The following is a 14,088-nucleotide window of genomic DNA, read 5'->3' on the forward strand; positions in this document are numbered from 1 at the left end:
AGATCAATTGATGAAAAGAAAAATGGCGGGAAAGCGTAACGATACGACACTCCTCCCAAAAATTCGCGTCATCAGGGGGAGTGTCGTGAGAAAAACTAACGCATTTCGGCGCGAACGCGCTCAAGATCTTCGGCAGTGTCTACGCCTGTACCGGGTACTTCTTTGGCGACGGCAACATGAATTTTTTCGCCGTACCACAGCACACGTAGTTGCTCCAGCATTTCAATATGCTCAAGCGGGCTAGGCTGCCAGTTAACATAACGGCGGATAAAACCGGCGCGATAGCCGTAAATACCCAGATGTCGCAGGAAGGTGTCACCCACCGTTTCCAGGCTTTTAGCGAAACGGTCGCGATCCCACGGAATGGTCGCGCGTGAAAAATAGAGTGCATAACCTTCGGCGTCCAGAACGACTTTCACCGCATTCGGATTAAATGCCTCTTCCGCACTGTGAATCGGTGCAGCAAGGGTCGCCATACCGACCTGGCGCTGTGCCAGATTCTCAGCGACCTGGCGAATAATGACCGCCGGGATCATCGGCTCATCACCCTGTACGTTCACAATAACGGTATCATCGCTAAAGCCACATTTCTCGACGACTTCCGCCAGACGCTCCGTACCGGACTGGTGATCGGCGCGGGTCATGCATACTTCACCCCCCACCGCTTCTACCGCGCGAGCGACATCTTCGTGATCGGTCGCAACAATAATACGTTCAGCGCCAGATTCACGCGCACGTTCCAGCACATGCACGATCATCGGCTTGCCATTGATATCCAGTAGCGGCTTGCCCGGCAAACGTGTGGACGCATAACGCGCAGGAATAATGACCACAAAACTCATGATTTACTCTCATCAGCAGTCAGAACGCGAGCTTCGGTTTCCAGTAACACGGGAATGCCATCACGCAGTGGGAAAGCAAGGTTATCCAGTTTACAAATCAGTTCCTGTTTTTCCTGGTTAAACCAGAGTTTGCCATTGCATACCGGGCAGGCAATGATTTCAAGCAGACGATGATCCATAGTTCCTCCAGATGGACCGGATTGTGAATCCGTAAATATTAACATAATCGCTTACCGTGCTGGGTCTATTTCCCAACCATGGCGCGCATCAGCAAATAAACCTTCAGGATAGCGTCCCAGCGTCACACGTGTTGCCTGCTGCCAGCGGGCAAAATCATCAATCGCCTGAAACAATCCTTTTTGCAGAGTAACCCCAGGTTTGACGCCATCCTGTAACCACAGCGAAATCACTTCCAGTACGCCCGTTTTGCGGTGCATTTTGGTATCCATCCGCCCAACTAACTGCCCGCGATGCAGCAGCGGCAAGACGAAATAACCATACTGACGTTTCGGTGCTGGCGTGTAACATTCGAGCCGATAGCTAAAATCGAATAGCTGCTCTGCCCGTTTACGATCCCAGACCACCGGATCAAAGGGTGATAATACTGCGCTATGCGTCGCCGTTAATTTACCCGTCAATGCCTGCTCCAGCAGCGGCTGAAGGTGGCTATGCAGCCACAAGGTTCCTAACCCTTCGACATCGACAGGAATAATCTGTTGCTGCTGTGCACGTACGTTGCACCAGTTTTTTAGCGCCGGACGCTTCAGGCGATAGTAGTCTGCCAGCCATTGTTCGCGAAAAATCCCCAGACTGCGGGCGCTGTTATCCAGCATGAGGCTTTCAGCTTCTTCCTGTGAAAGCCGGTCGCGTTCATCATCCCAGTGCGGCATGACGCGATGGGTTAAATCATACACTCGCTGGAAATTACGCCGTTCCACCACCATCACTTTCCCGGCGGTGAACAGGCCTTCAAGATGACGCTTATGCGGTTTCCATGCCCACCAGCCGCTGGCCCCCTTGCGCAGATGCTCAAAATCGGCAGAGCGTACTGGTCCGTTATGCTGGATGTGCTGGAGCAGCAGCTCAATCTCATGCGCATGTTCTTTCATCCACTCCGCTTTATACTTCCAGCCCATTTTCTCCGGGGCCAGCATGCGGTGACGTATCAGCATAAAGTCGCTACGCGGCAAAAAGCAGGCCTCGTGCGCCCAGTATTCCATCAGTTCGCCCCGCTGCAATGCGTCATCCAGCCACTGGGGCGAATAATCACCCAACCGACTAAACAGCACCAGGTAAGGGCTGCGCGACACAATATTGATGGTATCGATTTGCAATAACGACATGCGCGAAATGGTAGCAAGAATATCTGCTGGGGTTGCCCGACGGCGTGTTTTTTTCAGCAGCCCTTGAGCGGCAAGGTGAAGATGACGGGCATCCGTCAAAGAAAGACGCGGCAACGACATTTATGGCCTCATAAATGATTCGCTGCCGCAGCGTGAATCAGTTAGCGAGTCAGCGAGATTAAGCTATCCAGCAACATATCAGGCCGATCGCCTGACAAATGAGCGTCAACAGGTAAATACCACCAGTTTTCATCGGCAAATGCACGGCACTTAACCGCATCTTTTTCCGTCATAACCAGCGTTTGCCTGGCGCCTGCAAACGCACTGACGTCACTGTAGGTCAGAGACTGATGGTCTGCCAGCGCAATACTTTTTTGCACGCTGGCACCGCATGCTTCCAGCGTGGCAAAAAAACGCGGTGGATGGCCAATGCCCGCAATGGCGACAATATTGGACAGCTGCGACACATCGCGGCGTTCACCCGTACGTAAATTAACGGCCAGCCCCGGTTCAAGTCGCATAGGGATTTCCCCTGGCTGCGCAACGCCACCGTTAACGATAGTCGCATCCACCGATTTAAGCCGGCCTGCGCGTTCCCGCATGGGACCCGCGGGAAGCCACCAGCCATTGCCAAACCGACGTTCTCCGTCAATAACCACGATTTCAACATCTCGCGCCAGACGGTAGTGCTGTAGCCCATCGTCCGTCACAATCATCTGCACATCGTGTTGGGCCAAAATGGCTTTGACCGCATCCGATCTTACCGGGGATACCGCTACGGGCACGCCGGTACGTTGGGCGATCAGCACAGGTTCATCACCCGCTTCTGCCGTAGTGGTATCTGCGGTCAGTAACAGCGGGTAAGCAGCCGCTTTCCCGCCATAACCACGCGACACCACGCCCACGCGAATCCCACGTTGACGCAGTTGTTCAACCAGCCAAATCACCACTGGTGTTTTGCCATTGCCGCCCGCGGTCAGGTTTCCGACCACCACAACCGGGACTGGTGCACGCCACGCGCGTTTAATCCCAAGCTTGTAACATAAGCGGATCCCCCCGCTCACCAGGCCATACAGCCAGGAGAGCGGGAGTAACAGTCGCCACAGCGGCGACTCACCAGACCAGATTCGAGCGATCATTGACCGAATTGCATTTTATGTAATTGTGCATACACCCCACGCTGCTCAATCAGCTCGCTATGGGTTCCACGCTCAACAATAATACCGTCTTCCACCACGATGATTTCATCCGCCTGTTCAATGGTAGAAAGTCGGTGAGCAATCACCAGGGAGGTACGGTTTTTCTGAAGCTCATCCAGAGCAGCCTGAATCGCGCGTTCAGACTCGGTATCGAGTGCCGACGTTGCTTCATCAAGGATCAGAATCGGACTGTCACGCAACAAGGCGCGGGCAATAGCGATACGCTGGCGCTGACCACCAGATAGCAGGACGCCGTTTTCGCCAATCACCGTATCCAGGCCATTGTCCATCTTATTGATGAAATCCATGGCGTAAGCCATTTTCGCCGCTTTTTCGATCTGCTCACGGCTATACAAATCGGTACGCGCGTAGGCGATGTTGTTGGCAACCGTATCGTTAAACAGGTGCACATTCTGCGAAACCAACGCGACCTGATCGCGCAAGGATGCCAGGGTATATTCACGTAGATCGTGTCCGTCCATTAGAATCTGCCCTTCATCAATATCATAGAAGCGCGTGATCAAGCTGGCGATGGTGGATTTCCCTGAACCCGAACGGCCAACCAGGGCAACGGTTTTCCCCGCTGGAATATTCAGGTTGATGTTGCGCAGCGCAGGTACTTCACGTCCCGGATAGGTAAATGTCACGTTGCGGAACTCGAGATTGCCGGTAGCGCGTTCGATTTCGCGTGTACCTTCATCTTTTTCCTGCTCGCTATCCAGAATCGTAAATAAGGTCTGGCAGGCCGCCATACCGCGCTGGAACTGCGCGTTGACGTTGGTCAGCGATTTCAACGGACGCATCAGCGCGATCATTGAGGAGAAGACAACCGTAATTGTCCCTGCAGTCAGGTTTTCCATTACGCTTGGGAAGCTGGCTGCATACAACACGAAGGCCAGAGCCAGAGACGCAATCAGCTGGATGATAGGATCGGAGATAGAAGAGGCGGAAACCATCTTCATGCCCTGCAAACGCATCTTATTGCTGACTTTATCAAAGCGCTTAGTTTCGACTTCCTGACCACCAAAAATCAGAACTTCTTTGTGGCCTTTCAGCATCTGCTCAGCACTGGTCGTAACCTGACCCATGGTGTTTTGCATATTTTTACTGATGCTACGAAAGCGCTTGGAAACCACACGGATTGCCACTGATACAATCGGTGCCAGCACAATCAGGATCAATGACAGCTGCCAGCTGTAATAAAACATCATGATAAACAGGCCAATAATTGAGGCCCCTTCACGTACCACCGTGATCAGCGCGCCGGAGGACGATGACGCGACCTGCTCTGAATCATAGGTAATACGTGACAATAGTGTACCTGTAGACTGTTTATCAAAAAAGGAGACCGGCATGCCCATCATATGGCCAAACAGGCGGCGACGCATGGTCATGACCACTTTGCCTGATACCCATGAGATGCAGTAGCTGGAGACATAGCTGGTTAAGCCACGAACTATCATCAGTCCAATGACCACCAGCGGCATCCACAGCAGCACCGAGCGATCCGTTTTACCAAAACCATCATCCAGTAATGGCTTAAGGAGCGATAACATGAAGGTATCGCTGGCCGCGTTAAGGACTAACGCTATACCCGCCACGATCAGACCCGATTTAAAAGGCGCTATGGTTGGCCATAGTCGGCGAAACGTCTGCCACGTAGAGAGATCTTTATCGTTATGCATTCAAAAAACCAGCATTTGTTAGAATAGCCGCATATTCTACCCGTTATCCTCCGACACGCCAAACCACTGATGATACCAACGAGGTAAAATCTGATCCCGCAAGCTGTTTATTCGCCAGTTTTTTTGATAAAAATCCAGCGTAATCTGCCCCTGGTGTGGTGTATCCAGCCATTGATAATTTTGTTGCCGATAACGTTGCTTCACTTTCCTGGACGGGAGACGCCAGGCATTGTAACGGGATGCGGAGGCTAGCGCGGCCTGCCCGCCGACCCGCTGAATCAGCGCCTGCGATGATGAGGTATTGCTACCATGATGTGGAACCTGTATCACCGTAGACTGCAGATGCTGCCAGTAGTGACTTAGCATTTTTTGTTCAGCGGGAGACTCAATATCTCCGGTCAGCAGAATACTCTGATGCCCGTCATCGACCTTAACCACGCAGGAGTGGTTATTTCCCAGATCTTTATTTCCACGCACGGGCCAATGCGCACTAAAGGTTAACCCTTGCCATTGCCAGCGCTCCCCGCGTAAACACGGGAGGTGCCCTTCCCAACCTAATGGGCTTCTTATCCATAGCGACGGCCAGGTTTGCTGCAGCGAGCGCAACCCGCCCCGGTGATCCATATGCTCGTGGCTTAAAATAACGCCTTCTGGCTCCAGGTTGTGCCAGCGTAACCAGGGAATAATCAGCTGTTGCGCGCTATCGCCTTCAGGCCATGCCAGACCGGTATCGTAAAGAATCGCTTTCCCATTGCGCGCAATTACCATCGCCAGCCCCTGCCCGACGTCCAGCATATGCACTTGCCAGACATCAGTACGTGACGTTCGCCAGAACGGGGCGCTCAGTAAAAGGAGCACAGTGACGCAAACTACCGGTATAGTTCGCCACGCGTTCAGCCGATATGCGATGAACAGGAGTCCGGGTACAAATGCTAGCCATTGCCAACGTGCATCAATATTGATCCACCCTTCAGGCAGGCTCCTGAGCTCCCAAAATAATAGCGCGAGGGAGCGATCCGCTAAATACCATAGGTTCGACTCAACCATCGCCAGCCCGGTTAAATGCACGATCATGCCTGCTAATATCAATGGTACGGAAATAAACGTAACCAGCGGTACAGCAAACAAATTGGCCAAAAATGAGGTCAGGCTAAAACCGTGAAACATCGCGATTTGCACAGGCAGAAGCAGGAGCGTAATTCCCAATTGCAAATGAGCAAGCGCCAGAAATTGGCGTCCAACGCGCGACAGCGGCCAATCCGGCATCGGAACCCATTGATACCAGAACAGCAGCGCCGCAACGGCAAAAGCAGACAACCACAGACTTTGTGAAAGAACGGCGACAGGATCCACCACCAGAATGGCTGCCAGACAGCAGATCCACACCGACCATCCACTCCACTGCCTGCTGCTGAGTTTTAGCCCTCCCCAGACCAGTAGCGCAACAACCGTACGTAATGCCGGGGGCTGTAGCCCCGTTAACCAGGCATAGAATGTTGCGCAGACGATCCCGCCAACTAACGGAACCTGCCAGCAAATCCATCTGGTTGGCATAAAAAATTGCCCCGCGCGAATTAATCCCGCTGCCAGAAGTGCGGCAAATGCAATATGCAGCCCGGAGATAGCCATCAAATGGGCCGTACCGGTATCACGCATAATGGTTTTCACCGCTTGTGATACGGACAAGCGCTCCCCCATTCCCAGGCCCAGTATAACCTGCTGCCAGGGATAGTCGGCGAGCGCGCTTTTCAACGAGGAGAGATACCGCGAACGCAAACTGCATTGTTGTGTGATAACCGAAGCCTGCAAAAATCTTCCCGTCAGCAGCTGGTGCTGCGCCAATGCGTAACGCTGGCTATCAAACCCGCCCTCGTTCAATTGACCGTGTATAGCACGAACCTTCAACGTCATCGCCCATGTCTGGCCCGCACAAACGTTGCCGGGTAGGTACTGCCCATACAGAGTAATTCCGATGGCAGGAAATACTCGCTTCCCCTGCAGATGCGTGATCTGGCCGTAGTGCGTTGTCATATTATCGGTTCCGGTTATCCGCACGATGGCCTGCTGGCTTTTTGCAGGCAGCGTATTACCGGCCCACAGCGCATCTTTCGCAGCCAGAACTCCCCAAAGAAAAAATAGCAGGGTTAATCCGACGAAACGTACAGGGCTGTGAGAAATAAGACAGAGCAGAATTGCCAGACCAAATATAACGCCGATGCACAGCATGTCAGGTAACGCAGGTAATAGCATAAGCGGGAGAATGCCGAATAATGCACTCGTACTAACCGTTGTTATTTTCATCAGTCACCTCCCTGTAGCAGGAAGTGTGCAGTAATGCTCGACGGTTGTCTGGTGCCAATTTAGCGTTATACAGTATGCATTCCGCTAACATTTAGCGGCGCTTGTAACGTGCAAATTAACTGGGACGGGGATTCCAGGATGGGCTGGCAGAAATGAAAAAAGCACCCATGCGGGTGCTTTTCTCGGCGTTAAGTCTCGCTAAAAACTTAACCGTAAATATTGGCGCGATCGCGCAGTTCTTTACCTGGTTTAAAGTGCGGAACGTATTTTCCTTCCAGGTCCACTTTATCGCCGGTCTTCGGATTACGTCCGGTGCGCGGTGCGCGGTAATGCAAAGAGAAACTGCCGAAACCGCGGATTTCAATACGCTCGCCCTGCGCAAGAGTCGAGGCCATATGTTCCAGCATCTCTTTAACTGCATCTTCAACCGCTTTCGCGGGAATATGAGGTTGCTGGGTTGCAAGTCTTTCAATCAATTCTGACTTGGTCATGATTCCTCCGGTTCCTTAAAGGCATAATTAGCTGCTGCATTGATTAAGGGCGGCCTTAGCCGCCCTTTGTCATTGATTACAGGACGAATCCTGTAATCTGTCAAGTTACTCGTCGCCCTTTGTGCTGTTAACAGCACAAAGGATTTAGGAGCACTCGATATTACTCGCCTTTAGCTGCTTTGAAAGCTTCAGCCATTGCGTTGTTAGAGAAGTTAGCATCTTCCTGTTTGTTAACAGTTGCGATTGCATCTTTCTCATCAGCTTCGTCTTTAGCACGAACAGACAGGCTGATTGCGCGGTTCTTACGATCAACGCCGGTGAATTTAGCTTCAACGTCGTCGCCTACGCTCAGAACCAGAGTTGCATCTTCAACGCGGTCGCGGGAAGCTTCAGAAGCGCGCAGGTAACCTTCAACGCCGTCAGCCAGTTCTACGGTTGCGCCTTTAGCATCAACTGCAGTGACTTTACCGTTTACGATTGCGCCTTTCTTGTTCAGTGCAACCCAGTTATTGAACGGATCTTCTGCGAGCTGTTTAACGCCCAGAGAGATACGCTCACGTTCTGCGTCAACCTGCAGAACAACAGCTGCGATTTCGTCGCCTTTTTTGTATTCACGAACTGCTTCTTCGCCTGCAACGTTCCAGGAGATGTCAGACAGGTGAACCAGGCCGTCGATGCCGCCGTCCAGGCCGATGAAGATACCGAAGTCAGTGATAGACTTGATTTTACCTTCAACACGGTCGCCCTTGTTGTGGGTTTCCGCGAACTGCTGCCATGGGTTGTTTTTGCACTGCTTCAGACCCAGGGAGATACGACGACGTTCTTCGTCGATATCCAGAACCATAACTTCCACTACATCGCCAACGTTAACAACTTTGGACGGGTGGATGTTTTTGTTGGTCCAATCCATTTCGGAAACGTGAACCAGGCCTTCAACGCCTTCTTCGATTTCAACGAAGCAGCCGTAGTCGGTCAGGTTGGTCACGCGACCAGTCAGTTTGGTACCTTCCGGATAACGCTTAGCGATAGCTACCCATGGATCTTCGCCCAGCTGTTTCAGGCCCAGAGATACACGAGTACGCTCGCGGTCGAACTTCAGCACTTTAACAGTGATTTCGTCGCCAACGTTTACGATTTCGCTCGGATGCTTAACGCGTTTCCATGCCATGTCGGTGATGTGCAGCAGGCCGTCAACGCCACCCAGATCAACGAATGCACCGTAGTCAGTGAGGTTCTTAACGATACCTTTAACTTCCATGCCTTCCTGCAGGTTTTCCAGCAGCTGATCGCGTTCTGCGCTGTTTTCGGATTCGATAACGGCACGACGGGAAACAACAACGTTGTTACGCTTCTGATCCAGCTTGATTACTTTGAATTCAAGCTCTTTGCCTTCCAGGTGCAGCGTGTCGCGGACCGGACGAACGTCTACCAGGGAACCCGGCAGGAACGCGCGAATACCATTCAGCTCAACAGTGAAGCCACCCTTGACTTTGCCATTGATAACACCAGTAACGGTTGCAGCTTCTTCGTAAGCTTTTTCCAGCGTGATCCAAGCTTCGTGACGTTTAGCTTTTTCACGGGACAGCAGGGTTTCACCGAAGCCGTCTTCTACTGCATCCAGAGCAACGTCAACTTCGTCACCAACCTGGATTTCCAACTCGCCCTGGGCGTTTTTGAACTGCTCTGCCGGAATGGCGGACTCAGATTTCAGACCAGCGTCAACCAGTACTACGTCTTTGTCGATAGCAACAACAACACCACGAACGATGGAACCCGGACGGGTTTCGATTTCTTTTAAGGATTCTTCAAACAGTTGAGCAAAAGATTCAGTCATGTTTAATCTTCAGGTTTCATATTTAACGTCCACCTGGCTCCATGCCGGATGGGGTTGTTTAACATACCCGCTGTCAATCCATTGCAACGGGGGTACTGCAAATTCGGTCGCACTTAAGCGAGTGCCAGTTTTTGGCGCGCGTATTGTAACGCTTTTTCAATCACTTGCTCAATGCTTAATCGGGTTGAATCCAAAACTAAAGCATCAGCAGCGGGAACCAGCGGCGCTACAGCACGGTTACGATCGCGGAAATCGCGTTCGTCGATCTCGGCCAAAAGGCGTTCAAAGTTAACACTAAAGCCCTTTTCCTGCAACTGTAGCATACGTCTATGCGCACGTTCTTGCGAGGAGGCGTCCAGGAAAATTTTCACTGGTGCATCCGGGAACACCACGGTCCCCATGTCTCGTCCGTCGGCAATCAGGCCGGGCGCTTCACGAAACGCGCGTTGACGACGTAACAGCGCTTCGCGTACGCGAGGAAACGCAGCGACCTGAGATGCGGCATTCGCTACTTCCTGGGTGCGGATTTCGCCGCTGACATCTTCACCTTCCAGAATGACTTCCAGGTTGCCGTCCGTTGAGATAAAACGCACATCCAGGTGTGAGGCAAGCGGTACCAGAGCATCTTCAGATGTGACATCAACATGGTGATGCAACGCTGCGAGCGCCAGTACGCGGTAGATCGCGCCTGAATCTAACAGATGCCATTGCAATGCTTCCGCCATTGCCTTGCACAAGGTGCCTTTTCCTGCACCACTTGGGCCATCAATGGTAATAACCGGGGCAATTGCCGTCATCTTTTTCTCCTTAAACGGGCATACGTTAACGTGAACGCCGCGCATTATACGCGCCAACGCTAATAATCGTTAACACAGAGTGTAAAAACCCGATTAGTCTGTAACGATGTGAGGAAGAATTGCGCAATTATAGCGGGCTGGCGAGAAACCAGCCCGGAAGATGACACTGATTTACTTTTTATCTGCAGCGATGCGCTCACGAATATGCGGAGCGCGATCGTCAGATGTGAGGATCAGGCAGGTGTACTAATACGCGCCAACTGTTCGAAATAATCCGGGAAGGTTTTGGCGGTACATTTAGGGTCCAAAATGGTCACCGGCGTGTCAGACAACGCCACCAGCGAGAAACACATCGCCATGCGGTGATCGTTGTAGGTCGCGATCTCCGCAAACTGTAACGTCGCCGGTGGTGTAACGCGAATATAGTCTTCGCCCTCTTCAACGATCGCGCCCACTTTACGCAACTCGGTCGCCATCGCGAACAGGCGGTCGGTCTCTTTGACGCGCCAGTTATAGATGTTACGTAAGGTCGTGGTGCCTTTAGCGAACAGCGCTGCCGTGGCTATGGTCATCGCCGCATCGGGAATATGGTTCATATCCATGTCTACCGCGTTCAGCTCACCGTGAGTACAGGCAATAAAGTCATCGCCCCAGGTAATGGCCGCGCCCATTTTTTCCAGCACATCAGCGAAGCGGATATCACCCTGCATACTGTTGCGGCCAATCCCGGTGACTTTTACCGTACCGCCTTTAATGGCTCCTGCTGCGAGAAAATAGGAAGCGGAAGAAGCATCACCTTCAACCAGATATGCACCCGGTGACTGATACTGCTGCTGACCCTGCACAATAAAGCGCTGGTAGTTCTGATTCTCAATTTCAACACCAAACGTTTTCATCAGGTTCAGTGTGATATCAATGTAAGGTTTGGATACCAGCTCGCCTTTAATGGCGATCGTCGTATCCTGCGGCGCCAGTGGCGCAGTCATCAGCAGCGCCGTCAGGAACTGGCTGGATACGCTGCCGTCTACCTCAACCTGTCCTCCGGTAAAGCCACCGCGCAGACGTAAAGGCGGATAGTTTTCTTGCTCCAGGTATTCTATGTTGGCTCCGCCCTGGCGTAACGCATCAACCAGATGGCCAATCGGGCGCTCTTTCATGCGCGGCTCGCCCGTCAACACGATGTCATTACTGCCCAGACACAGCGCAGCGGCCAGTGGGCGCATTGCGGTTCCGGCATTGCCAAGGAACAGTTCCACTGCGCCTTCGGCATGCAGCGCGCCGCCATTGCCGATAATCTCGCAACGCGTACGGTCGGCAGAAAGGGTATAGCTAATTCCTAACGCATTCAGAGCATTAAGCATATGGCGGACATCATCGCTGTCCAGCAGGTTGGTCAGGACAGTGGTGCCATTTGCTAATGCAGCCAGCAGCAAAGCGCGGTTAGAAACACTTTTGGATCCAGGCAGATTGATGGTGCCATCCACCCGCGCAATGGGTTGTAACGTCAGGGATTCCATGAAACTCGACTCTCAAAAACAGACATAAAAACCCCACAGACTGGCTGTGGGGATGAAAATACAGCAGATTAACCGCGGCGGCGCTCGAAATCGACCATGAAATCGGTCAGCGCTTTTACACCTTCTAGCGGCATTGCATTGTAGATGGACGCGCGCATACCGCCGACCACACGGTGCCCTTTCAACGCGTGCAGACCCGCAGCGAAAGACTCTTCCAGGAAGAGTTTATCCAGGGCGCTGTCAGCAAGCTGGAACGGTACGTTCATGCGTGAACGGTTCGATTTTGCCACGTCGTTACGGTAGAAATCGCTGTTATCGATTACGCCGTACAGCAGTTCCGCTTTTTGCTGGTTAATTTTATCCATCGCGTTAACACCGCCCTGCTCTTTCAGCCATTTAAAGACCAGGCCAGACAGATACCAGGCAAAGGTTGGCGGCGTGTTGAACATGGAGTCGTTGTCATTCAGCACGGTATAGTCGAGGATTGACGGGCATGACACATGAGCCTTACCCAGCAAATCTTCACGTACGATGACAATGGTCAGCCCGGCCGGGCCGATGTTTTTCTGCGCCCCGGCATAAATTACGCCATAACGGCTCACGTCAAGCGGTGCGGAAAGAATGGTAGAGGACAGATCCGCCGTAACCACCACATTGCTGGCAAAATTCGGCGTTTCATCGATCGCAATGCCATCAATGGTTTCATTCGGGCAATAGTGCAAATACGCCGCGTTGTCAGAAAGCTGCCATTCGCTCATTGGCTTAACAGCACGCAGTCCGTCAACGGTGACTTTGGCGTCGATAACGTTTGGCGTACAGTATTTTTTCGCTTCTTTAATTGCGCTGGCGGCCCAATAACCGGCATCAACGTAATCCGCCGTGGTTTTGTCACCCAGAATATTTAACGGGATACCCGCAAACTGCCCACGCCCACCGCCATGGCAGAACAACACTTTATAGTTGGAGGGGATGCAGAGAAGATCGCGAAAATCCTGCTCCGCTTCCTCTGCGACCTGGATGAATTCTTTGCCACGGTGGCTAATTTCCATCACCGACGTGCCAAGACCGTTCCAGTCGCGAAGATCCTGTTGAGCCAGTTTAAGTACTTCTGCCGGTAACATTGCCGGACCTGAACTAAAATTGAAGACCTGAGCCATTTCCCCTCACCACGTTGTGTTGTTGTCCAATCAACATCCTGTCATTGGCGATAATCCGGTGACAGACATTGGTATAAGTTATTCCTGTGGATATCGGTTTTATCATTCAGTGACACGCGCCGCAATGGGTAAAACTGACCAGGGTAAAAATGTGTCATTGGCCACACAACAGAATCTATCGGATTGACGGGTAAAAACCGAGATTTTCGCTGTCAGGTGACCCGTTTTGCCCGACTGGCCTTCGACCATTCTGGATTTGCACAGCGTGGACATAATTGATGATCTCCGGCGTTCATTTGCACCACTTCACTACACCGTATACAGGCATAGTCCCCAGCTTCAGGTATCACTTTAAATCGCTGTGTACAGCGTTTAGGCAAAATACTGAGCCCCGGCTTTACGTCTTCATCGGCAAAGAAATAGACGCTGATTTGCCCATTTGTCTCCAGGATGGCCAGTCTCACCTGTCCCAATTGCTCCACACCGTTCAAACGCAACTCCATAAAGAATTCGAATTCCGTCATATTGGCGCTATTGAGCTTCGACCATGCCAGCTCGCCGTCCTCAATGATCACAACGGGCTTGCCCTCCAGCAAATCCTCCATTTTCTCGCTATGCGCCATCAGCCACATAACCAGCCGATACAGCACAGCAAGCGTAATAAAGACCACCAGCACCGGCAGCATCGGGACATCATCATAAAATGCCACGTCTCCCGCCGCGGACCCCAGCGTAAGGATGATCAGCACTTCAAAAAGCGACATCTGGCGTACGCCGCGACGTCCGGTGATTTTTAAAAACAGAAAAACCAATATAAAGGTATAGAGGCTGCGCAGAGCAACTTCTCCCAGAAAATCCATGGGCACCTTATCCAGTACCATTCGGTGTAAATCGAAAGCTTTCATTATTATGCTCTAAACGT

12 protein-coding genes are annotated in these 14,088 nt (G+C 52.0%); all 12 read right to left on the minus strand.

The window, feature by feature from the left end; all coding sequences use genetic code 11:
• Window positions 1–95 precede the first annotated feature (95 nt).
• Window positions 96–842 carry a 3-deoxy-manno-octulosonate cytidylyltransferase gene (gene kdsB, locus HV314_RS16605; protein ID WP_016152452.1) on the minus strand — a complete coding sequence of 249 codons (747 nt, stop codon included), beginning with the start codon at window positions 840–842 and terminating at the stop codon, window positions 96–98.
• Complete coding sequence (gene ycaR / locus HV314_RS16610; RefSeq protein WP_003035793.1) at window positions 839–1,021, minus strand: protein YcaR; 183 nt, start codon at window positions 1,019–1,021, stop codon at window positions 839–841. The genes kdsB and ycaR overlap by 4 nt, the downstream gene beginning before the upstream one ends.
• A gap of 51 nt (window positions 1,022–1,072) precedes the next feature.
• Window positions 1,073–2,305 carry a winged helix-turn-helix domain-containing protein gene (locus tag HV314_RS16615; RefSeq protein ID WP_181546195.1) on the minus strand — a complete coding sequence of 411 codons (1,233 nt, stop codon included), beginning with the start codon at window positions 2,303–2,305 and terminating at the stop codon, window positions 1,073–1,075.
• A gap of 41 nt (window positions 2,306–2,346) precedes the next feature.
• Window positions 2,347–3,324 carry a tetraacyldisaccharide 4'-kinase gene (gene lpxK / locus HV314_RS16620; protein ID WP_181546197.1) on the minus strand — a complete coding sequence of 326 codons (978 nt, stop codon included), beginning with the start codon at window positions 3,322–3,324 and terminating at the stop codon, window positions 2,347–2,349.
• Entirely contained in the window at window positions 3,321–5,069 is a 1,749-nt protein-coding gene (gene msbA / locus HV314_RS16625) for a lipid A ABC transporter ATP-binding protein/permease MsbA (RefSeq protein ID WP_046275669.1), read from the minus strand. The genes lpxK and msbA overlap by 4 nt, the downstream gene beginning before the upstream one ends.
• A gap of 36 nt (window positions 5,070–5,105) precedes the next feature.
• Window positions 5,106–7,370: a ComEC family protein gene (locus HV314_RS16630; RefSeq protein WP_181546199.1), complete on the minus strand. Its 2,265-nt coding sequence runs from the start codon at window positions 7,368–7,370 to the stop codon at window positions 5,106–5,108.
• A gap of 206 nt (window positions 7,371–7,576) precedes the next feature.
• Window positions 7,577–7,861, minus strand: a complete 285-nt coding sequence (ihfB, locus tag HV314_RS16635) for an integration host factor subunit beta (protein WP_003035780.1) — start codon at window positions 7,859–7,861, stop codon at window positions 7,577–7,579.
• Between the two features lie 160 nt (window positions 7,862–8,021).
• A complete protein-coding gene (gene rpsA / locus HV314_RS16640) occupies window positions 8,022–9,695 on the minus strand; it encodes a 30S ribosomal protein S1 (RefSeq protein WP_003035776.1) in 1,674 nt (557 codons plus the stop codon).
• A gap of 113 nt (window positions 9,696–9,808) precedes the next feature.
• Window positions 9,809–10,492 (minus strand): (d)CMP kinase, encoded by a 684-nt coding sequence (cmk, locus tag HV314_RS16645; RefSeq protein WP_181546201.1) that lies wholly within the window; start codon window positions 10,490–10,492, stop codon window positions 9,809–9,811.
• Between the two features lie 233 nt (window positions 10,493–10,725).
• Window positions 10,726–12,009: a 3-phosphoshikimate 1-carboxyvinyltransferase gene (gene aroA / locus HV314_RS16650; RefSeq protein ID WP_115190738.1), complete on the minus strand. Its 1,284-nt coding sequence runs from the start codon at window positions 12,007–12,009 to the stop codon at window positions 10,726–10,728.
• A 68-nt stretch (window positions 12,010–12,077) separates the two neighbouring features.
• Complete coding sequence (gene serC, locus HV314_RS16655; protein WP_181546203.1) at window positions 12,078–13,166, minus strand: 3-phosphoserine/phosphohydroxythreonine transaminase; 1,089 nt, start codon at window positions 13,164–13,166, stop codon at window positions 12,078–12,080.
• Window positions 13,167–13,378: 212 nt separating this feature from the next.
• Window positions 13,379–14,071 (minus strand): DUF421 domain-containing protein, encoded by a 693-nt coding sequence (locus tag HV314_RS16660; RefSeq protein ID WP_016156114.1) that lies wholly within the window; start codon window positions 14,069–14,071, stop codon window positions 13,379–13,381.
• Window positions 14,072–14,088: the final 17 nt, after the last annotated feature.

Origin of the sequence: Citrobacter sp. RHBSTW-00887, assembly GCF_013728095.1 — a bacterium.
Lineage (GTDB): Bacteria > Pseudomonadota > Gammaproteobacteria > Enterobacterales > Enterobacteriaceae > Citrobacter > Citrobacter braakii.